Origin of the sequence: Altererythrobacter sp. BO-6 (assembly GCF_011047315.1) — a bacterium.
Classification (GTDB): domain Bacteria; phylum Pseudomonadota; class Alphaproteobacteria; order Sphingomonadales; family Sphingomonadaceae; genus Erythrobacter.
Map to the genome: position 1 here is coordinate 750,417 of NZ_CP049259.1, position 21,500 is coordinate 771,916.

16 protein-coding genes, 1 tRNA gene and 1 pseudogene are annotated in these 21,500 nt (G+C 64.6%); 15 read left to right on the top strand and 3 right to left on the bottom strand.

Going from position 1 to position 21,500, the window contains the following annotated elements; translation table 11 throughout:
- Nucleotides 1-49 precede the first annotated feature (49 nt).
- Nucleotides 50-1,906 carry a DEAD/DEAH box helicase gene (locus G6N82_RS03695; protein ID WP_165193833.1) on the top strand — a complete coding sequence of 619 codons (1,857 nt, stop codon included), beginning with the start codon at nucleotides 50-52 and terminating at the stop codon, nucleotides 1,904-1,906.
- Nucleotides 1,907-1,912: 6 nt separating this feature from the next.
- Here G6N82_RS03695 and uvrC read toward each other — a convergent pair whose 3' ends face one another.
- Nucleotides 1,913-3,853, bottom strand: coding sequence for an excinuclease ABC subunit UvrC (gene uvrC, locus G6N82_RS03700; protein ID WP_165193836.1), 1,941 nt, complete (start codon nucleotides 3,851-3,853; stop codon nucleotides 1,913-1,915).
- Between the two features lie 88 nt (nucleotides 3,854-3,941).
- Here uvrC and G6N82_RS03705 point away from each other — a divergent pair, with 88 nt between their 5' ends.
- From G6N82_RS03705 to G6N82_RS03720, 4 genes are all read left to right on the top strand, one after another.
- The gene (locus tag G6N82_RS03705; protein ID WP_165193838.1) at nucleotides 3,942-5,219 is read left to right on the top strand and encodes an APC family permease; all 1,278 of its coding nucleotides are present in this window, start codon (nucleotides 3,942-3,944) and stop codon (nucleotides 5,217-5,219) included.
- 3 nt (nucleotides 5,220-5,222) lie between these two features.
- On the top strand, nucleotides 5,223-6,398 hold the full coding sequence (locus tag G6N82_RS03710) for an NAD(P)/FAD-dependent oxidoreductase (protein ID WP_165193840.1): 1,176 nt from the start codon (nucleotides 5,223-5,225) through the stop codon (nucleotides 6,396-6,398).
- A gap of 119 nt (nucleotides 6,399-6,517) precedes the next feature.
- Nucleotides 6,518-8,152 carry a wax ester/triacylglycerol synthase family O-acyltransferase gene (locus G6N82_RS03715; protein ID WP_241255186.1) on the top strand — a complete coding sequence of 545 codons (1,635 nt, stop codon included), beginning with the start codon at nucleotides 6,518-6,520 and terminating at the stop codon, nucleotides 8,150-8,152.
- Between the two features lie 35 nt (nucleotides 8,153-8,187).
- The gene (locus tag G6N82_RS03720; RefSeq protein ID WP_165193842.1) at nucleotides 8,188-8,985 is read left to right on the top strand and encodes an alpha/beta fold hydrolase; all 798 of its coding nucleotides are present in this window, start codon (nucleotides 8,188-8,190) and stop codon (nucleotides 8,983-8,985) included.
- A 24-nt stretch (nucleotides 8,986-9,009) separates the two neighbouring features.
- Here the strand turns inward: G6N82_RS03720 and G6N82_RS03725 are convergent, their stop codons facing one another.
- Complete coding sequence (locus G6N82_RS03725; RefSeq protein WP_165193844.1) at nucleotides 9,010-11,832, bottom strand: hypothetical protein; 2,823 nt, start codon at nucleotides 11,830-11,832, stop codon at nucleotides 9,010-9,012.
- A 196-nt stretch (nucleotides 11,833-12,028) separates the two neighbouring features.
- Between G6N82_RS03725 and infA the strand changes: the two genes are divergently transcribed.
- The 10 genes and pseudogenes from infA (at nucleotide 12,029) to purQ (ending at nucleotide 19,083) form a co-directional block, all read left to right on the top strand.
- A complete protein-coding gene (gene infA / locus G6N82_RS03730) occupies nucleotides 12,029-12,274 on the top strand; it encodes a translation initiation factor IF-1 (protein WP_047806247.1) in 246 nt (81 codons plus the stop codon).
- 15 nt (nucleotides 12,275-12,289) lie between these two features.
- The gene (locus G6N82_RS03735) at nucleotides 12,290-12,862 is read left to right on the top strand and encodes a nucleoside triphosphate pyrophosphatase (protein WP_165193846.1); all 573 of its coding nucleotides are present in this window, start codon (nucleotides 12,290-12,292) and stop codon (nucleotides 12,860-12,862) included.
- A complete protein-coding gene (locus G6N82_RS03740) occupies nucleotides 12,855-13,832 on the top strand; it encodes a ribonuclease E/G (RefSeq protein ID WP_165193848.1) in 978 nt (325 codons plus the stop codon). Before G6N82_RS03735 ends, G6N82_RS03740 begins: the two co-directional genes overlap by 8 nt.
- The gene (yacG, locus tag G6N82_RS03745) at nucleotides 13,829-14,014 is read left to right on the top strand and encodes a DNA gyrase inhibitor YacG (RefSeq protein ID WP_165193850.1); all 186 of its coding nucleotides are present in this window, start codon (nucleotides 13,829-13,831) and stop codon (nucleotides 14,012-14,014) included. Before G6N82_RS03740 ends, yacG begins: the two co-directional genes overlap by 4 nt.
- A gap of 100 nt (nucleotides 14,015-14,114) precedes the next feature.
- Nucleotides 14,115-14,190, top strand: a tRNA-Phe gene (locus G6N82_RS03750).
- A 153-nt stretch (nucleotides 14,191-14,343) separates the two neighbouring features.
- Nucleotides 14,344-15,152, top strand: a pseudogene (gene purC, locus G6N82_RS03755) (phosphoribosylaminoimidazolesuccinocarboxamide synthase).
- A gap of 53 nt (nucleotides 15,153-15,205) precedes the next feature.
- On the top strand, nucleotides 15,206-15,394 hold the full coding sequence (locus G6N82_RS03760; RefSeq protein WP_165193852.1) for a hypothetical protein: 189 nt from the start codon (nucleotides 15,206-15,208) through the stop codon (nucleotides 15,392-15,394).
- A complete protein-coding gene (locus G6N82_RS03765; RefSeq protein WP_165193854.1) occupies nucleotides 15,360-18,041 on the top strand; it encodes a M16 family metallopeptidase in 2,682 nt (893 codons plus the stop codon). The genes G6N82_RS03760 and G6N82_RS03765 overlap by 35 nt, the downstream gene beginning before the upstream one ends.
- Before the next feature lie 116 nt (nucleotides 18,042-18,157).
- Nucleotides 18,158-18,406 (top strand): phosphoribosylformylglycinamidine synthase subunit PurS, encoded by a 249-nt coding sequence (gene purS, locus G6N82_RS03770; protein ID WP_165193856.1) that lies wholly within the window; start codon nucleotides 18,158-18,160, stop codon nucleotides 18,404-18,406.
- Nucleotides 18,406-19,083, top strand: a complete 678-nt coding sequence (purQ, locus tag G6N82_RS03775; RefSeq protein ID WP_165193858.1) for a phosphoribosylformylglycinamidine synthase subunit PurQ — start codon at nucleotides 18,406-18,408, stop codon at nucleotides 19,081-19,083. The genes purS and purQ overlap by 1 nt, the downstream gene beginning before the upstream one ends.
- Nucleotides 19,084-19,101: 18 nt before the next feature.
- On the opposite strand, the gene G6N82_RS03780 is transcribed toward purQ, so the two are convergent.
- Nucleotides 19,102-21,453, bottom strand: coding sequence for an EAL domain-containing protein (locus G6N82_RS03780; protein ID WP_165193860.1), 2,352 nt, complete (start codon nucleotides 21,451-21,453; stop codon nucleotides 19,102-19,104).
- Between the last annotated feature and the right edge of the window lie 47 nt (nucleotides 21,454-21,500).

The following is a 21,500-nucleotide window of genomic DNA, read 5'->3' on the forward strand; positions in this document are numbered from 1 at the left end:
CCCTTTTCCCTCGCGGTGCCGCCGGTGCCGCCATTCCCCATGAGATTGTATGCACTTTGAAAACCTCCCGCCGATCCTCGGCGAAGCCCTGACCGAACGCGGCTATGAAGCGCCGACGCCGGTCCAGGCCGCCGTGATTGCACCTGATGCCAAGGGCCGCGACCTCATCGTTTCCGCGCAAACCGGCAGCGGCAAGACCGTTGCCTTCGGGCTGGCGCTGGCTGACGAGCTGCTCAGCGAAATCCGCGGCACGCCGCTGGTCGAAAAGCCGTTGGCGCTGGTGATCGCGCCCACGCGCGAGCTGGCGCTGCAGGTGAGCCGCGAACTGGCCTGGCTCTATGCCAAGGCGGGCTTGCGGATCGCGACCTGTGTCGGCGGGATGGATCCGAGCAAGGAACGGCGCGCGCTGCGCACCGGCCCCGCCATCGTGGTGGGTACGCCGGGCCGCCTGCGCGACCATCTGGAACGCGGCGCACTCGACCTGTCGGGCCTTGTCGGCGTGGTGCTCGACGAAGCGGACGAGATGCTCGACATGGGCTTTCGCGAAGACCTTGAGGAAATTCTCGACGCCACGCCCGATGCGCGCCGCACGCTGCTTTTTTCCGCCACCATGCCGCCCGCGATCGTGCGGCTGGCGGAACGCTATCAATCGAACGCGTTGCGGCTCTCGCTGGCGGGGCAGGATCGCGGCCATGGCGATATCGCCTACCAGGCGATTTCAGTCGCCCCTTCGGAGATCGAGAACGCCGTCGTCAACCTGCTGCGCTTCCATGAAGCGGAAACTGCGATCTGCTTCTGCGCCACGCGTGACAGCGTGCGCCGGCTTCACGCGACGTTGCAGAACCGCGGGTTCGGCGTGGTGGCGCTGTCGGGCGAGCATTCACAGAGCGAGCGCAACCAAGCGCTGCAAGCGCTGCGCGACCGGCGCGCGCGCGTCTGCGTCGCCACTGACGTTGCCGCCCGCGGGATCGACCTGCCGACGCTGAGTCTGGTGATCCATGTCGAGATTCCGCGCGACGCCGAAACGCTGCAGCACCGTTCGGGCCGCACCGGGCGCGCGGGCAAGAAGGGCACCGCCGCCATCATCGTCCCCTACAACCGCCGCAAGCGGGTGGAGAGCATGCTACGTGGGGCGAAGATTGCAGCCGATTGGCTCGACCCACCGACGCCCGAAGCGATCGCGCAGAAAGACCGTACCCGGTTGATGGAAGCACTGACCGAGCCGCGCGAATTCGACGAGGATGACCGCCTGATCGCGGCTGACCTGTTGGCACGGATGCCGCCTGAAGACATCGCAGCCGCGCTGGTCAGCACGCATCGCGCCAAGCTACCCGCGCCCGAGGAACTGCTCGCCAACACCCCCGAAGCGCGCGACAGGGCGAAGGCCGAGCGCCACCGCCCGGGCTTCGAGGACGTGGTGTGGTTCAAGATCGGCGTCGGCCGCCGCCAGAACGCCGAACCGCGCTGGATCCTGCCGCTGATCTGCCGCCGCGGCCACATCACCCGCAACGAGATCGGCGCGATCCGCATCGGCCAGCACGAAAGCTGGTTCCAGGTGCCGCGTGCCATGGCCGCCAAAGTTGCCGACGCGCTCTTGCGTACCGCGTCCGACGATGACGAGCAGGACGCCATCCGGATCGAGGAATCGCCTGATGGCCCGCGCATCGAAGCGCGCGAGAACCGGAAGGCGGGCGGGCCCGATGCCCGCGCCAAGCCATTCCGCAAGGCGGGGCCGGGCGGCGGCAAGCCGCGCGCGCCTTTCAAGCGGGACGAAGCCGATGGACCGCGCCCGGGCGGCGGCAAGCCCTTCAAAGGAAAACCCAAGCCGGGCGGCAAACCCTTCAAGGGCAAGCCCAAGCCGGGCTTCAAGGGCAAGGGAAAGCCCGCAAGGCCGCCCAAGGGCTAGCGCCCGCTAGCCACCCGCGTGGTAGAAATCGTAGATCTTGCGCGCCACGGCTTCGCTGACGCCGGGGGCGCGCTGCAGGTCTTCCAGCGCCGCCGCGCGGACCTTGCTCGCGGTGCCGAAATGCAGCAGCAGCGCGCGCTTGCGCGCCGGGCCGATGCCGGGAATCTCGTCGAGCGGTGAGGCGGAAATCGCGCGGCTGCGCTTCGCCCGGTGCGCGCCGATGACATAGCGGTGCACTTCGTCGCGCAGGTTCTGCAGGTAGAACAGCAGCGGCGAATTGGTCGGTAGCGTCTTCTCGCGCCCGTCGGGGAAGTGGAACACCTCGCGGCCTTCCCTGCCGTGATGCGGGCCCTTGGCGATGGCGATCAGCGGTACGTCCTCGATCCCCAATTCCTCCAGCGTATCGCGGACGGAAGACATCTGGCCCTTGCCGCCATCGATAAGGACGAGATCGGGCCAGGTGCCGCCTTCGCGTTCCGGGTCTTCCTCCATCGCGCGCCCGAACCGCCGCCGCATCACTTCGCGCATCATGCCGAAATCGTCATTGGTCTGCGCTTCGCGGATGTTGAATTTGCGGTACTGGTTCTTGAGGAAGCCCTCCGGCCCCGCGACCACCATCGCCCCGACGGCTTTCGCGCCCTGGATATGGCTGTTGTCATAGACCTCGATCCGCTGCGGCACGCCGTCGAGTTCGAGGAATTCGGCCAGCTCCCGCAGGATCTTCGCCTTGGTGCCGCTCTCGGCCAGTCGCCGGTCGAGCGCCTCGACCGCGTTGCGGGCCGCTTGCTGCATCAGCCGGCGCCGCTCGCCGCGCTGCGGGACCGACAGAGCAACCTTGCGCCCGGCAACTTCGCCCAGCGCCTGCTCGATCAGCTCGCCCTCGGGCAGGTCGCGGTCGACCAGAATGGTCGGCGGCGGAGGCACTTCTTCGTAGAATTGCAGCAACACGTCGGACAGCACTTCGGCCTCATCGACGTCCTTCGTGTGCGTCGGGAAGAAGGCGCGGTGGCCCCAGTTCTGCCCGCCGCGGATGAAGAAGGCCTGGATGCCGACCTGCCCGCCCTTGGCCGCGAGCGCGAACACGTCTGCGTCCCCCACCCCCTGCGCATTGATCGCCTGGCTTCCCTGGATGAAGGTCGCGGCGCGCAAGCGATCGCGCAGGATCGCAGCGGTCTCGAAGTCGAGCGCTTCTGCGGCTTCCGCCATCTGCCGTTCCAGATCGGCCTGCACGGCGGAGGATTTGCCTGAGAGGAAATCCTTCGCCTGGTCCACCAGCGCGGCGTAGTCCGCCTCGCTGATCCGCCCCACGCAGGGCGCGCTGCAGCGCTTGATCTGGTAGAGCAGGCAGGGCCGGTCCCGGCGGCTGAAGAAACTGTCGGTGCAGCTCCTCAGCAGGAACAGCTTCTGCAGCGCATTGATCGTGGTGTTGACGCTGCCCGCGCTGGCGAAGGGGCCGTAGTAATTGCCCTTGATCTTCCTCGCGCCGCGATGCTTCATGATCCGCGGGAAATCGTGCTCGGCGCGCAGCAGGATGAAGGGAAAGCTCTTGTCGTCGCGCAGGTGGACGTTGAACGGCGGGCGGAAGCGCTTGACCAGCTGCGCCTCCAGCAGCAGCGCCTCGGCTTCCGAATTGGTGGTGACGATCTCCATGTTGCGGGTCTGGCTGATCATCCGCAGCGTGCGGTTGGGCAGGCCCTGGACCTGGGTGTAGTTGGCGACCCGGTTCTTCAGCGCGCGCGCCTTGCCGACATAGAGCACGTCGCCGCGCGCATCGAGCATGCGATAGACGCCGGGCACGGGCTTGAGCGTCTTCACCACCGCGCGGATCGCGGCAACGCCGGCCTCGAGATCGGGCTGCGCACTGGCGACTGTGTAGGTCGCCCGCTCCTCATGGAAGCGTTCGGCACCGCGTGGGTTATCCATCGATCCGGCTTTAGCGCGTGACATCTCGTCACAGATAGGCCGGGGCACAAACAATCTCAATTGCTTGCATGGCGCGCGATTTCCCTTCAGCTTGGGCAAAAGGGGGTTATCCATGAGCGAAAAACTGGCACCGCCACGCACAGTCGGTGTGCTCGGGCTTTCCCTGTTCCAGATCAACGGCATGATCGGTTCGGGCATTTTCGCCCTGCCCGCGGTGCTGGTGGCCGCCGTCGGCAGCTTCGCACCGATGATGATGGTGTTCGGCTTTGCGCTGATATTGCCGCTGGGCTTCGTCTTTGCATGGCTGGCGACACGCTTCGACAGTTCGGGCGGACCCGTGCTCTATGGCAAGACGGCATTCGGCAGTTTTGCCGGGTTCCAGGCCGGATGGGGCCGCTATGCCTCAGGCCTGGTTGCGCTGGCCGCCAACACCCATGTCATGGTCAGCTATTTTGGGGCGCTTTTCCCCGTGCTCGAAGACGGGATGATTGGTGCCGCCACTGTCTTTGTAACGATCGTGGTTCTGACGATCATCAACACGCTCGGCATGCGAAAATCGGTAAATGCGCTTGGGCTGCTGACAGTGCTCAAGCTTGCGCCCCTGGGCGTCCTCGTGTTCGCCGCGATCTTCGGCAGTTTCAGTGCACCGGCGATAGTCCTGCCGCAATTCAGTGAAACAGAGACAGTGATCCTGCTGATGTTTTACGCTTTCATCGGCTTTGAGGGCGTGACCGTGCCCGCCGGTGAAATGAAGGACCCCAAGCGCGACCTGCCGCGGGTTCTCATCGCCACACTGGCCGGGGTGACCTTGATCTACGTCGCAGTCATCTGGGCCTATATGACGATTGCAACCGAACCGACGGAGAACACCAATGCACTGGCCGGGGCCGCGGAGATCGCCCTGGGCCAGTTCGGCGCGGTGATGATCGTGCTGGCAGCCGGTTTTTCGATCATGGCCAACAATTTTGCGAGCGTTATCATCGTCCCCCGGATGGCATTTGGCATGGCGGAGCAGCAGATGCTTCCCGATTGGTTTGCCAGGATCCATCCCCGGTTTTTGACCCCGGCCAATTCGATCCTGTTCTATGGCCTGTTCGCAGCCCTGCTGAGCCTGACCGGCGGCTTTGCGGCTCTGGCGGCCGCCAGCACGCTGACGCGCCTGCTTACCTATGTCATCAGCGCCGCAGCGTTGCCGATGATCGAGCATCGCGAAGGCCGGATCAAGCCGCTACATCTGGTCATGGCGCTGTTGGCATTCGCTTCGTCGGTCTGGATTGGAACCCATGCGGATAGCGAGGCGTGGACCACATTTGCAGGATTGCTGTTTGTGGGAACCGCGCTCTACTTTATTGCGCGGCGCAGCATCGAGCTTAAGCCGGAAACGCCGTAACCTGTGACTGACGCCTACGACGCAATTATACTTGGCGCTGGGGCCGCCGGCTTGATGTGCGCCGCGCGCGCGGGGCAGCGCGGCAAGCGCGTGCTGGTGCTCGAAAAGGCTGAGAAACCGGGCAAGAAGATCCTGATTTCAGGCGGAGGGCGCTGCAATTTCACCAATCTCGGCGCGGGGCCAGCGAACTACCTGTCCGCCAATCCGCATTTCGCCAAGAGCGCGCTGGCACGCTACACGCCGCAGGATTTCATCGAGCTGGTCGATAGTTACGGCATCGCCTGGCACGAAAAGACGCTGGGCCAGCTGTTCTGTGACGGACCCGCGCAGCAAATTGTCGACATGCTGTTGGCCGAATGTGCGAAAGGCGCTGTCGAAGTGCGCTGCAACGCCGAAGTGACCGCCGTAGAGCACGATGCCGGGCGGTTTGCGGTGATGGCGAGTGGACAAATCGCAACTGCCGACAAGCTCGTAATCGCGACCGGCGGACCGTCGATCCCCAAGATGGGCGCAACCGGATACGCCTATGGCTTGGCCCGGCAGTTCGGGCTGAAGGTGGTCGAACCGCGCCCCGCCCTCGTCCCGCTGACGCTGGGCGGGGAGGAAGTGCTGTTCCGCGAGATTTCGGGCGTTTCCGCACCCGTGGTGGCTACTGCCAACAAGGCCAGCTTTGCAGAGGCGGCGCTGTTCACCCATCGCGGCCTCAGCGGCCCGGCGATCCTGCAGGCAAGCTCATACTGGCGTCCGGGGGATCCGGTAACGGTGGATTTCCTGCCCGCTCGCGCGCCCGGCTGGCTGCTCGATGCCAAGCGCGAGAATCCGCGCGCCACGCTCAAGTCGCTGTTGCGCGAGGCACTTGCGGACCGCCTCGCCGATATTCTGGCGGAAAAGATCGGGCTGGCTGTCGAACTCGGCAACGCGTCCGACAAGGCGCTGCAAGCTGCCGAGGAGCAACTGCGGCGCTGGACTTTCCACCCCAATGGCAGCGAGGGTTTCGCCAAGGCCGAAGTCACGGTGGGCGGCATTTCGACTGCCGAGCTCAGCTCCAAGACCATGGAATCGAATAAGATTCCTGGCCTTTATGCGATTGGCGAAGCGGTTGACGTGACCGGCTGGCTGGGCGGTTACAATTTCCAGTGGGCCTGGGCCAGCGCGGTCGCAGCGGGGGACGCCCTCTAACCGCCACACCCTGCCCTTGGGTAAGGCTTTGACGGGGGCGGCAAGTTGACCGCAACGCAACATCTGTTAGCGTCTGCAGCACAGACCGCGAAGAGTGCGGCGCCAGCAGGAGAGCCCGATTGCGCCAATTGCAGGGCATGGACGCCAGTTTCGTTGCGCTGGAAACGCGCAATTCGCCGATGCACATCGGCTCGATCCTGATTTACAACCCTGCCACGGCACCCGGCGGCTTCGTCCGCTTCAAGGACATCCTGAATTTCTTCGAAAGCCGCATGCAGCTGTCGCGCACGATCCGCCAGCGTTTGGTGCGGGTGCCGTTTGACCTCGACTACCCCTATTGGATCGAGGACCCGGATTTCGACCTGGAATACCACGTCCGGCACGTCGCGCTGCCCAAGCCGGGCGACTGGCGGCAATTGTGCATCCAGGCCGCGCGCATCTTCGCCCGCCCGCTCGACCTGAATCGGCCGCCGTGGGAATTCACCGTGGTCGAGGGGCTCGACAATGTCCCGGGCGTACCCAAAGGCTGTTTCGCCATGGTCACCAAGGTCCACCATGCCGCGATCGACGGGATGAGCGGGATCGACCTGATGGAGGCGATGCACACACTGCGGCCCGACGATCCTCCGCCGGACAAGCCCGACAAGTGGAAGCCGGAAAGGGTCCCCAACCCGGTCGAGCTGCTGGGCAAGAGTTATTTCAATGCGGTCACCAACCCGCTCAAGCAGCTTGAAGTTGCCGCGCGCGCCGCGCCGGGCCTGGCCAAGGCGGTCAAGGGCCTGATCTCGAAGGAATTCAATCTTTCGGGTGAGATGCTGGCGCCCAAGACGCGCTTCAACAAGGTTATTTCCCCGCATCGCGTGGTCGAAGGACGCAGCTTCAAGCTGGCCGACATCAAGGCGATCCGCGCGCTCGATCCCGGCTGCAAGGTCAATGACGTGTTCCTGACCATCGTTGGCGGGGCGATGCGCAAATACCTCGTCGCCAAGGATGATCTGCCCAAGAAGACGCTTACCGCCATGGCGCCGATTTCGGTCCGCGCGGGCGAAGAAAAGGGCGACATGGGCAACCAGGTTGCCGCAATGATCGCGCCGCTGGGCACACACATCGCAGACCCGGTCGAACGGCTGAGATACGTCCATTCGCAGACCACCAACAGCAAGGCGATGACCGATGCGCTGGGCGCGCGCAATATGACCGAAGTGAGCAAGGTCAGCCCGGCGCTGTGGATGTCGCTTGGCGCGCAGCTCTACACCCGCCTTGGCCTTGCCAATCGCGGCGTCGGCCCGCCGTTCACGACCGTGGTGACCAATGTCCCCGGTCCGCCGATCCCGATCTTTTCCACCGGCGCGCAGCTGGAAAGCATGATGGGCCTGCTGTGCCTCAATGACGGGCTGGGCCTGGGCCACGTGGTGCAAAGCTATTGCGACGAAGCGACGATCAGTTTCACCGCCTGCCGCGAAGCGCTGCCCGATCCGGAATTCTACATCCAGTGCATCGAGGACAGCTTCAACGAACTGCTGGCCGCAGCCAGGGCTCTGGAAGCGAAACCGGCTGCCAAGGCCAAAGCGCCTGCAAAGGCCAAAGCGCCTGCCAAGAAGCCTGCGACACGAAAGAAGCGTGCGGCGAAGATGCCCGCACCAAAAAGCGCAGCGAAAAACATAGCCGCCACCAAGAAACCGGCGGCAACTACATCGAAACGGCCTGCAACCGCGAAGCGCAAGACCGCAGCAAGCAAGGCCAAAAAGGCCTGATGGGCCGACATCAGAACAACCGGAGGGACGCAAAAATGGCCACACTGGCAATGGTAGAGGAAGAGTTTGACCGGGCGGCGCGCCCGCCCAGCCGGTTCTGGACCTTTGCCGAAGGCCGCGCCTTCTTCGAACTCGGCGCGTTCTACCTAACACGACCGTTTCTGGCGCAATTGCCGCGCGGTGACGGGCATGCGGTGAAGGTGCTGCCCGGCTTCATGGCGACCAACAACTCCACCGCACCGATGCGGCGGCTGCTGAGTGACCTTGGCTATGACGCGCATGGCTGGGACAGCGGGCGCAATGTCCGGGTCGACAACGCGCTGATTGCGCGGCTCGAAAACCAGCTCAAGCGGCTCAACGACGAAAGCGGCCGCAAGGTCTCGCTGGTCGGCTGGAGCCTGGGCGGCGTACTGGCGCGCGAACTCGCCAAGCTTCATCCCGAGCGGGTGCGACTGGTAATTTCGCTCGGCAGCCCGATCTCGGACGATCGCGGCCACACCAACGCGCGGAGGCTGTTCGAATTGCTCAACGGCAAGGAGCCTGAGCCGATGCGCGGGGGCCGGTTCCAGGGCCTAGACGAGGCACCGCCGGTGCCAACCACTTCGATCCTGACCAAGACCGACGGGATCGTTCACTGGCGCGGTTCGGTGCAGAAGCCCACCCGCACGCCCAGCGAGAACATTGAGGTATACGCCAGCCACTGCGGCCTTGGCGTCAATCCCAGCGTGATGATCGCCATCGCTGACCGGCTGGCCCAGGCCGAAGGGGACTGGATGCCGTTCGAACCGTCGCTGGCACAGCAATGGATGTTCCCGAACACCGGCTTCCGCTAGGCAGCGGCCGCCGGTGTTGGCGCGTCAGAACATCTTCCTGAGGTCGATCCCCAGATAGCGCCCGGTCGGGTCAAGCAGCAGCGGCTGGTAGCGCAGCGGCGTGTTGCCATCGGCATCGCGCACCCGGCGCTGGGCATCGAATATGTTGTCGGCCCGCAGCGAAATGCTCGCACCCTTCAGGAAGCCGCGCTCGGCTTTCGCCAATTCGCCGATATTTGCGAACAGTCGGATGTCGAAACGAACGATATCGTCGAAGAACAGCGGGCTGGCGCCAGTAGCCAGATTGCCGTCGATCCGCGCCTTGCCGGTGTAGGTCCCCGAGATGCGGAGGCCGCCCTTGCGGTCAAGGAACAGGCCGCCCTCAAGCCGCGTCGAGTGCTTGGACTGGCCGAAATCACCCTGCGCATCGCCCTCCAGTAGGTCGAGCAGCGGGCCGCCGTCGGCAATCAGGATCTGGTTGTCGAGCTCGATCGTGTGGGTGAGGTTGAAGAAGTAGCGCCCGCCACCGCCGCGTCCGCCGCCAAAGCCCGGCATGCCGCCACCGCCTGGCCCGCCGCGACCGGCAGCCGGGGCACCTTGAGGGGGACCACCCTGAGGACCACCTGGCCCGCCACGCATCTGCGCCGGGTCCATGCTGCAGATCCGCTCTCGGAATTCGCCCAGCCGGGCGCGATCGATCGTGCCGTCTGTACCCTTGAAGCGCTCCAGCATGCCCTGCGCGCGGCTCAGGTCCAGGCCGGGGAATTGGCTCGACAGGTCTTCTCCGCGTTCGATCGCGCCGGCCAGCTGCTCAAGGAATGTCATCCCGTCATCAGCGCAAAGCCGCTCGCGGAAGGCCATGAAGCGCGCGCGCTGCTCCTCGGTCGGAGCACCCTGTTGCGGCGGTGGCGCACCAGCACCCGGGGGCGGCCCACGGCGTTCCTCGCCGCCTCCACGTCCGCCCGAAGAACCGATCGAGCCGCGCGTGGTAATGCCGAAAACCAGCCGCTCGTTGCGGGTCCGCGCATAGGTGACCGGGCGCCGGTCGAGCGTCAGCAGCGTGCCGTCGGTATCGCGCGTGACCCGTCCCGGGAATGCGGCTTCGATCGCTGCCGACAGCGCCGGAAACTGGCCCGTAACGTCGCGCGAGCGGTTGCGGATATATTCTGCCGACAGCTGGGTGTCCTTGATGAAGGGCAGCTCCCAGGTCGCGCTGAAGCGCCAGTCACGCTGCGTTTCCTTGAGCAAGTCCGGGTTGCCGCCCGAGATCACCGTGGCCAGCACGGTTTCGCCATTGACCAGGTCGAACACCGGGACATTGAGCGTTTCGGTGCGTGGGTTGCCGAGATCGCTCAGGGACGGTGCAGCCTCGCGCCAGACATAGGTCGCCTGCAAATCGAGATTGTCCCACGGCGACCAATTGAGCCCTGCTGTCCAGTCGATCAGTGATCCGAAATCGGACAGGTCCTCGAAGCCGAGACTGCCATTGAGCGTGAAACTGCCGAGCGCGTCGAGCACGCCTTCGCGCCGGCTCGTCAGCGGGATCGCCACATTTACCCCGCCTTCGAGACGGCGACGCGTCAGCTTGGCATCTTGGGCAGAGCGTGTGTCGGCGGATTCGATGCGGCGCCAGTCGAAGCCAAGGTCGAAGGTCGTGCTCAATTCGCCGGCGGGAAGGTAGACTGGGGTGCCGCGCAGCGTCAGCTTGTTTTCGGACACGATCGTGCGCCGCTGCGAAATGTCGAAACCGGCATCGGCCACATCCGGCAATGGTCCATCAATCGCCAGCGTGCCGCTGAGGGCAGCAGCGACCAGCGCCTGCGTATCGGCCCGCCGGTCGATCTCGGTTTCCGTCTCCGAAAGCGAGAAATCCGATGTCGCGGTGAACTGGAAGTCCCCCAATGGCCGCGTATAGGTTCCTGCCGACGAGAAGGTGTCGCTGGCGGTGCGCACTTCAAGCGGGTTGTCCGCCCCGAAGGTGCGCAAAACTCCCGGCAAGAGCGGATCATCCCGCAAAATCACCGTGTTCAGGCCTGACAGGTTCAGGCTGTCATCCCGTTCATAGGTGGCGTTGAGGCTGATCGAGGAACCGCTGTCGATAAAGGCCTTGGCCCAGTTGGCGGTCGCTTCAATGTTGCGACTGTCTGCCACCAGGCTGCGATAAAGCGCCGGATCGGGGTCGCCGCTGATATCGGGCATGGAACCGGGCGTCTGGATGATGTCGCGTTCGGACTCGGTCAGCGACGAGATATCGCTTGCCTCCAGGTTGACGTTGAGCCTGCCGCCATCCTTGATCCGCAGCAGCGTGAATTGCTGTTCGTTGCGGAAATAGCCGCCGCGATCCGGGCCTTCGAATTCCAGTTCGATCTCGCGGCTGGAATAATTGTCCTTGAGGATCATGTTCACGACCCTGCGATCGGGCGGGAAGCCGAACTTCTGCGCGACCTCTTCGGGCAGCACCTCGACCTTGGCGATCGATTCCGGCGGATAGCTGCGCAATTCGCGGAAGCTGCCGATACGGATGCCGTTCACGAGGAACACCGGCTGACCGCCACCGCGGCCGCGCGAGGAGCCGGTCTGCGGGGCAATCGCTGCGATCAGATCCGCCACGGATGTGGCGCCGATGGCGAGGATATCCTGCTCATTGAGTTCCAGCACTGGCGCCTGTTCGACCCGCAACTGGCCACGCAGGCGCTCTGCCGTCACCACGATATCATTGCCCGGATCCACGGCGCCGCCGGGATCGTCGATGATCACATCCTGTCCCTGCCCGGCGCTCGCCGAAACGGACTGATCTTCCGCCTGCGCGGTTGCAACAAGGGTCCACGCCAGGCTGCTGCCTAGCAAAAACAGGTTTTTCGGGCTCATCAAGAGCGCCCTTTCCTCAAATCTTGATCCCGCACAAGCGGCTGAAATGTATTGGTTTGCATCAAAACATACGAAGCGTGTCTGGTTTCGGATGCAACGAGATTACGTGCCCTAACGCACGAGGCTTCCATTTTGCTCCCGGCACGGCTAAAGCGCGCGCCAATTCGCACACAAACATGACAGCTTAAGGATTTACATGGCCAAGGAAGAACTCCTCGAAATGCGCGGCAAGGTGGTGGAACTGCTGCCCAACGCGATGTTCCGGGTGGAGCTCGAAAACGGCCATGAAGTTCTCGGCCATACCGCAGGCAAGATGCGCAAGAACCGCATCCGCGTGCTGGTGGGTGACGAAGTGCTGTGCGAGCTGACGCCCTATGACCTGACCAAGGCGCGCATCACCTATCGCTTCATGCCCGGTCGGGGCGGTCCCGGCCCGCAATAAGCGCGCCGCTCTCGCATGAGCGCGCCCCATCTCATCCTTGCTTCGGCCAGCCCGCGGCGGCGCGAACTGATCGCGCGGCTCGGCATCGAGCCCGACGCGGTCCTGCCTGCCGAAATCGACGAAACGCCGCATAAAGGCGAGTTGCCCCGTGACTATGCCATACGCATGGCTCGCGAAAAGGCCTTGGCTGTCCCGGCGGACGGCCATGTGCTGGCGGGCGACACGGTGGTGGCTTTAGGTCGCCGCATCCTGCCCAAGGCTGAAGACAAAGCGACCGCGCGGCGCTGCCTGGAATTGTTGTCGGGCCGCCGCCACCGGGTCTTGTCGGCGATCGCGCTCAGAGTGCCTGACGGCGGGCTGCGCGAGCGGCTGAGCGAAACTTCGGTTCGCTTCAAACGGTTGAGCGAGGAAGAGATCGCGGCCTATCTCGCGGGCGGGGAATGGCACGGCAAGGCCGGCGGCTATGCTATCCAGGGCGCGGCCGAAGGCTTGATCGCCTGGATCGAAGGCAGCCATTCGGGCGTGGTCGGCCTGCCGCTGTTCGAAACTCGGGCGCTGCTCAAGTCGGCAGGTTTCTCCATTGGCTGAGTGGCTGGTCGAGGAAGGGATCGGCGAGCACCGCGCGATCCGGCTGACCAAAGATGGTATTGAAGAAGCCCGCGTCCAATGGCCCGGCGCACAACTGGTGGTGGGCGAAGTCGCTGATGCTATCCTGCGGCAGCGCTTGGGCGAAGGTTCGGCTGGCTTGGTCGAATTCCCCAATGGCCAGCAAGCTTTTGGCACGCTGATCCCCCGGCGCATCAGCATCGGCGCACTGGTCCGCATGCGGGTAACCCGCGAAGCGATTGCCGAGCGCGGGCGGCTGAAACTGGCGCAGGCGCGCCATTGCGAGGCCGATGCCCGCCCCGCCCTCTCGCTGGCCGAGGCACTGCGCGAAGAGGGGCACGATGTCGAAATCACCCGCCGCTTTCCCGCTTCTGCCGATTGGGACGAATTGTGGCTCGATGCCGCGCGCCAGCAGGTCGACTTCCATGGCGGCGCACTGCTGTTTGCAGAAACGCCCGCGATGACGCTGATCGATGTCGATGGCGGCCCCGATCGGGCGATATGGTCGAACGCGATCCCGGTGATGGCCCGCGCGCTCAAGCGGTTCGACCTGGGTGGCAATATCGGGATCGACTTCCCGACGGTTCAGGACAAATCAGACCGCAAGGTAATCGATGCGCGGCTTGAGGAATGCCTGCAAGAATGGCCGCATGAACGCACCGCGATGAACGGCTTCGGCCTCGTCCAGATCGTCGCGCGGCTTGAGCGCCCCTCGCTCTTGCACCGAATCGCCCGCCATCGCGCCGCCGCTTCGGCCCGCCTGCTGCTGCGCCGGGCAGAGGCGGTCGAGGGAGCGGGCGCCATCCTGCTTACGTGTCACCCGGCAGTTGCTGCGGAGCTCAAACCCGAATGGCTCACCGAACTCGCGCGCCGCACGGGTCGCGAAGTGCGGATAGAGCCCAACCCCGGCCTTGCACTCGAAGCCCCGCACGCCCAGATCGTGACGCGATGAGCAAGTCCCGCCCCTGCCCCATATGCAAGAAGCCGCGCAGCGAGGCCCACGCCCCGTTCTGCTCCAGCCGCTGCCGCGACCGCGACTTGGCTCAATGGTTCGGCGATGGCTATGCCGTGCCCGGTCGCCTGGCTACGCCGGAAGAGATTGCGGGCGAAATCATCCGCGAGGATCGCGACTAGCGGCATTTCCGGCAATTGCCCCTTGCCAAGGGCGCACAGCTTCGCCATAGGCGCGCTCTCATTCGCTCGCCGGTGCTTTTTGCGCCGTCGCCGCAGCGATGCCTCGGTAGCTCAGTTGGTAGAGCATACGACTGAAAATCGTAGTGTCGGTGGTTCGATCCCGCCCCGAGGCACCACTGCGCCTGCGCATCGCATATGCCCTTTACCGATTCCCGCGTTTGCCAATTTCACCGCTTGCAGGTATGGGATTCTCCTCGCCCCGGCCGCAGCCTTGCCTCAGTGCATCGCCAGCCGGGGCGGCGTATTTTTGAGAGCAGAAAGTCCCCGCCATGTCGCGTCGCCGCCAGATCTATGAAGGCAAGGCCAAGATCCTTTACGAAGGCCCCGAACCGGGCACGCTGATCCAGTATTTCAAGGACGATGCGACCGCATTCAACGCTCAAAAAAGGGCACGATCAGCGGCAAGGGCGTGATCAACAACCGCATCAGCGAGTATGTCTTCACGCGCCTGGCGCATATCGGCATCCCGACCCATTTCATCCGCCGCCTGAACATGCGCGAGCAGCTCGTCCGGCAGGTCGAAATCATCCCGATCGAAGTGGTGGTGCGCAATGTCGCGGCGGGTTCGATCTCGACCCGGCTCGGCATTCCCGAGGGCGAACCGCTGCCGCACACGCTGATCGAATATTACTACAAGGACGATGCGCTGGGCGATCCGCTGATCGCGGAAGAACATATCGCCTGCTTCAACTGGGCCGGCCCTGAAGAAATGCAGGACATCGCCAGCATGGCGATCCGCATCAACGATTTCATGTGCGGCATGTTCGCTGCGATCGACATCCGCCTGATCGACTTCAAGCTCGAATTCGGCCGTATCTATGATGGCGATTACAGCCGCGTGATCCTGGCTGACGAAATCAGCCCTGATGGCTGCCGGTTGTGGGACATGAAGACCGGCGAAAAGCTCGACAAGGACCGTTTCCGGCGCGACCTTGGCGGCGAAAGCGAAGCCTATCAGGAAGTTGCGCGGCGGCTGGGCCTGCTGCAAGGCGATGACAGTGGCCCGGGCGAAGTGTTCGATCTGTCGAGCCACCGCAGCCGGCTGCGCAATACTGTGCCCAAACCGCCGAAGAAATAGGCTCGAGCAGTTCAGCCACTTGTCAGGCGGCGCCGGGCAGGTAAGCAGCCCATATGCGTATTCCTGCCTGTCTGGCGGCGCTGGCCGCGCTTGCCTTTACATCCTCGCCTGCCCTGCCCCAGTCCAGCGCAAAGCCGGTCTGGGCGTTCGAGCAAAGCGATATCCCGGTCGATCCCGAATTCCCGCTTCGGCGTGCTCGACAATGGCATGCGCTATATACTGCGCCAGAACGCGACGCCTGACGGCACCGCGGCGGTGCGGCTGCACATCGGCTCCGGCTCGCTCGACGAGCAGGAGAACGAACGCGGGCTCGCCCACTTCCTGGAGCACATGGCGTTCAACGGTTCGAAGCGCATCCCCGAAGGCGAGATGATCAAGCTGCTGGAGCGCGAGGGGCTGGCGTTCGGCGCCGATACCAATGCTTCCACCGGGTTGGAGCAGACAGTCTACCGGCTCGACCTGCCGCGAAATGACGAAAGCCTGCTGGAAACGGCGCTGATGCTGATGCGCGAAACCGCCAGCGAACTGTTGATCGAACAGGATGCAATCGACCGGGAACGCGGGATCATCTTGGCCGAGCGGCGCGACCGGACCAATTTCGCTTACAAGGCGCTGGTCGACCAACTGGAATTTGCGGCACCCGGCGCGCGCTTTGCCGACCGCTTGCCGATCGGCGCGCTGGAAGTGCTGGAAAACGCCTCTGCCGCAGACCTGCGCGGCTTTTATCGCCGCAATTACGTGCCCGCCAACACCACGCTGGTGATCGTCGGCGACTTCCCGATCGAATTGCTGGAAGCGCGGGTGCGGCACTGGTTCGCCGACTGGCAACCTGCACCTGATCCGGCCAAGCCGGTGACCGGGCCGGTAGCACTCGACCGCATGGGCGAAACCGACATCTATGTCGATCCCGCGCTGCCGGAAAGCGTCAGCGTGTCGCGCTATTCGGAGTGGCGGGACCAGCCGGACACCGTTGCCAACCGCCAGCAAGGCCTGCTGCGACAAGTCGGCTATGGCGTGATCAATCGCCGCTTGCAGGCGCTGGCGCGCGGCGCCAACGCCCCCTTTCGCGGAGCCAGCTTCGGCACGGGCGACCTGTTCGAGGACGCGCGGCAGACCACGCTGACGGTCAGCAGCGAGGACGGCAAATGGCGCGAAGGCATCGTGGCGGCGGGTATCGCCTTGCGCACGGCGCTCGCCTTTGGCTTCAGTGCAGCCGAGGTCGCCGAACAGGTGGCGCAGATCCGCACCTCGCTGCAGGACGCCGCCAGCGGGGCAGCCACCCGCACGCATAATGCGCTGGCTGGACAGGCACTTTCACTGGTCGATGACGAGCGTATTCCGTCGACGCCGCAAAGCGGGCTGGAACGGTTCGAAGCCTATGCCGGACAGATCACCGCCGCGGCTGCGCTGTATGCCGTGATCGAAGACGCGACCATGCTCGAAGCGCCGCTGATCCGCTACCAGGGCCGCAGCGAGCCCGACGGCGGCACCGCAGCGCTGCGCGCGGCATGGTCTGAGGTGATGGGCGCGGAATTGACCCCGCCGCAATGGACCGACAATGCCGAATTTGCCTATCAGGATTTCGGCAAGCCCGGCGCCGTGGCGTCCGACACGCGCGACGAGCGGCTCGGCATTCGCATGATCCGCTTCGCCAATAGCGTGCGGCTGAACCTGAAGCAGACCGATATCCGCAAGGACCGCATCAGCTATCGCCTGACGCTGGACGGCGGTGACTTGCTCAACACCACCGAGGATCCGCTGAAGACCGCGTTGGTGACGTCGCTGCCCGCAGGTGGACTTGGCGCTCATAGCCAGGATCAATTGACCACGATCCTCGCCGGGCGCAGCGTAGGCCTTTCGATCGGCTCCGATAGCGACGGTTTCAAGATGAGCGGTGGGACTACGCCGCGTGACCTGGAGCTGCAGCTGCAACTGCTTGCCGCAGGGCTGATCGATCCCGGCTATCGCAGCGAGGGCGAGGAGCGGTACCGCCGCAGCATCGCGCAATTCTTTGCCAGCCTCGATGCCACGCCTGCGCAAGCGCTGGGCAACCAGATTGGCGCGATCTTGTCCGATGGCGACCCGCGTTTCACGCTGCAACCGCGTGAGGCCTATGAAGCGCGGACGTTCGGACAGCTCGTCACCGATATCGGGGATCGCCTTGCCAATGGCGCGATCGAACTCGCACTGGTCGGCGACTTCGACGAGCAGGCGGCAATCGATGCCGTAGCGGCGACCCTTGGTGCGCTGCCCCCGCGCGAGCCTGAATTCCAGCCGCGCGACGATGCCCGGCAGCGGCCTTTCACCGTTCAACGCGGCCCCCGCATGCTGACCCACAGCGGCGAACGGGACCAGGCCTTGATCCGCATGGTCTGGCCGACCACCGATGACAGCGATCTGCGCGAAACCCTGCGGTTGGAGCTGCTGGGCCGGATCGTGCAGGTCCGCTTGCAGGAGGTGCTGCGCGAAGAGCTGGGCCAGGCCTATTCACCCAGCGCCGACAGCTCGATGTCGAAGATCTGGCGCGGCTATGGCACGTTCAGCCTCAGCGTGGCGGTCGATTACGCGCAGCTTGATGCCGCCCGCGCGGCGATTGCCGGGATGGTCACCGAGCTACGCGAAGGCAAGCTGGACGAAGACACAGTCAATCGCGCCCGCCAGCCGATGCTGGAAGGCTATGACAACATGCTCAAGTCGCTCGGCGGCTGGATGACCCTGGCTGACCGCGCACAGAGCGAGAATGACCGTCTGGATCGCTATTTCGCCGCGCCGGACACGCTCAGGGGCTTCACGGTCGAGGATCTAGTTGTGACAGCGCAGCAGTATCTCGGTGCCGGTGAAGCGGTCGAAATCCTGGTCGTACCCAAAGCGCCGGAGCCTGCTGCCTGAACCGCCGCCACGGTGGGCAACCGAAGCCCGCCGATTGCGCTTCGCGCGTTTCCCGCTATAGGCACCGCCAAAGAGCGGGGCCGCCGCCCCGCGCCAAGCTTTGCGAGGAGCCGCCCATGAAAGTCCGCGTCCTGGTCCGCCTCAAACCCGGCGTGCTCGACCCCCAGGGGCGCGCGGTGCACCATGCGCTCGAAGGCCTCGGTTTCAGCGGTGTCGAGGATGTCCGTATTGGCCGTGTAATCGAGCTGGACGTGGCCGATGGCACCAGCGACGCGGCGCTCGACGAGATGTGCCGCAAGCTGCTCGCCAATATGGTGATCGAGGACTACACGGTCGAAAAGATCGGCCAGGCGGAGCACGCCTGATGGCTTTCCGCGCCGCCGTCATCACCTTTCCCGGTTCAAACTGTGACCGCGACATGGCGGTGGCGATCGAAGCGGTGTCTGGCGCCCCGGCGCTGCGTGTGTGGCACGGCGATGCCGATCTGCCCGAACGGCTGGACTTCATCGCCCTACCCGGCGGCTTTTCCTATGGCGATTACCTGCGTTCGGGCGCCATGGCCGCGCGCAGCCCGATCATGCGCGCCGTGATCAAGGCCGCAGAGGCAGGCGTGCCGGTACTGGGCGTGTGCAACGGCTTCCAGGTGCTGACCGAGGCCGGTCTGCTGCCCGGCGCGCTGATGCGCAATGCCAGCCAGAATTTCATCTGCCGCACCGTGCCGCTGAAGGTCGAGAATACCCAGTCGCTGTTCACCGGTGCCTACGAAGCGGGCGAGACAGTCCGCATCCCGGTGGCGCATCATGACGGCAATTTTTTCGCCGACGAAGCCACGCTGGACCGGATCGAAGGCGAAGGCCGCGTGGCCTTCCGCTATGCCGAGCCCTGCAACGGGTCGCTCCGCGACATCGCCGGGATTCTCAATGCACAAGGCAATGTATTGGGCATGATGCCGCACCCTGAACGCGCGATCGAGGACGTGCTGGGCAGCCGCGACGGGCGCAGGCTGTTCGAAAGCGTGGTTTCCAGCCTCGTCGCCGCCTGATCTTTCGCCGCACGGCGTTCAAGCGCGGCGGCGGTCTGCTTCGTTGAACAGCTTGAGCGCATCTTCGGAGTCCATCGGCCTGCCGAAGTAATAGCCCTGGATCTTGTCGCAGCCGAGCGCGCGGATCATCTCGACTTCCTCGATCGTTTCGACCCCTTCCGCCGTGGTGGTCATGTCGAGGCTCTGGGCCATCGCCACCACCGCGCGGATGATGGCGAGGCTTTCCGCACTTTGCTGTTCCGCGCCCTTCACGAAGGTGCGGTCGATCTTGATCGTCGAAAAGCGCAGTTTGCGGATGTAGCCGAGCGAGGAATAGCCGGTGCCGAAATCGTCAAGCGCCACGCTGCATCCCAGCGCCATCACCTGTTCCAGCGCGCTGCGCGCCAGGCTGGCATCGCGCAGGAAGATGCTTTCCGTTACTTCCACTTCCAGCCGCTGCGGCCTCAGGCCGCTGTCGCTCAGTGCCTTCACCACATCGTCGGTAAACGCCGGGTCGAGCAGCTGTTCAGGCGATACGTTGACATTGACCTTCACATTTTCGGGCCATTTGCGCGCCTCGCGGCAGGCCTGCCGCAGCACCCAGCGCCCGATCGGCAGGATCATCCGGGTATCCTCGGCTACCGGAATGAATTTCGCCGGGCTGACAAAGCCGTGTTCCGGGCTGTGCCAGCGGACCAGCGCTTCGAAGCTGACAACCTGCTCGCTCTTGGCGTCCACCACCGGCTGGTATTGCAGCGCCAGCTCCTCGCGGTCGAGCGCGCCGCGCAGTGACAATTCGAGCTTGCGCCGCTCTTCTGCTGAAGCGTGCAGGATCGGTTCGAACTGGCAGTGCTGGCCGCCGCCGCCATCCTTCGCGCGGTAAAGCGCAAGGTCGGCATTGCGCATCAGTTCCTCGACCGTGCGACCGTCCCGCGGGGCAATGGCAGAACCGACGCTGGCCCCCACGAACAGTGTATGGTTTTCGACCGCATAGGGCTCGGAAAGCCGCTCGATGATCAACTGCGCGACCCGCTCGATCACACGGTGATCTGTGGCATCGCGAATCACCACAGCGAATTCATCGCCCCCCAGGCGGCCGCACAGCTGGTTTTCACCCATCAGCGCCTTGAGCCGCGCCGAGACCTGCGCCAGCAGCGCGTCACCAATCTGGTGGCCGAGCGAATCGTTCACGGACTTGAACCGGTCGAGGTCGATCATCAGGAAGGCGCAGCGCGTGCGCCACTTCCCGGCATAGTTCATCGCATCGCCGATCGCCTCGGTCAGCTGCAACCGGTTGGGCAGCGATGTCAGCGTGTCATACCTTGCCAGATAGGCGATCTTCTCAGAGGATCTGCGCTGGGCGGTGACGTCTGAGCCAACCCCGCGAAAGCCCAGGAACTTGCCGCGTTCGTCAAGCATCGGGGTGCCTGACAGCTCCCACCAGCGGCGTGACCCGCGGATCGAAACTTCGACCATCAGGTTCGAGAAGCTCTGGCGGTTCTGCAGCTTGTTGGCGAGCTCGTGCAGGCTGGCTGGCAGTGCGCCGCCCTCCCATCCCCGGCCTGCGATCAGCTCAAGGATCGGCTTGCCTTCCGCCTGTTGCGCTTCGATGCCCAAGGCAAAGGCAAAGCGAGGCGAAACGCCGCGGGTGCGCCGAGCGGGATCGATCTCCCACAGCCAATCGGCCTCGTTCTCTTCGAATTCGCGCAGCAAGAGCGAGACGACCGCATCCTTCTCCGCGATGCTGACTTCGCTGATCCGCGCCTTCAGCATGGCGCGCCCCTCCTTGACCGCGCCAATCGCGGCCATTGCTGCGAAGCCCGCCACAAGTGGTGCAAGTTCCAGCATATCCATGCGCCACAGGCCGATCAGTCCGCCAAGCGAGAGGACGCCGGTGAAGACCACCACGCCCAGCGGCACAACGCTGTAGAACACGACCGAACTGAGCACGAGGCAGCCGACTGCCGCCCAGACCGCCGCTGCGCCCATGCCGCCCGCAACCGGCGCAAAAGCGGCCAGTGCGACAGCCCAGAGTGTCCCGGTGAGTAGCGGGGTGGAACAATGCGCCAGCATGTCTTCCAGCTTGACTTGGCGGCGGTCTGCCCCGGCCAGCTGGCGGTCGGTTTTGAGGCCGCGCATCTGCACCAGCAGCACCGCCGCCAGCCACGGCCACAGCCACAGCGGGTCGACGCTGCCATGCAGCAACCAGACGGCCAGCGCGGCCAGCACTGTGTGCGACAGCAGGCGAACCGGGGTGAGCTTGTCGAGCGCCGAGTATTGCAGCCCGCGCAGCCGCGACCAGTCTTCCCCTTCGGGACTGGTCAGCCCCAGCACAGCGGCAGCGGTCAACTGCGGCGCCGTTTGCGGCAGGGTGGCGTCGTGCTCGCTCATGCACGCGCAATTAACCCTCAAAGGTTATGCGGCAGTAAAGCTGAGCG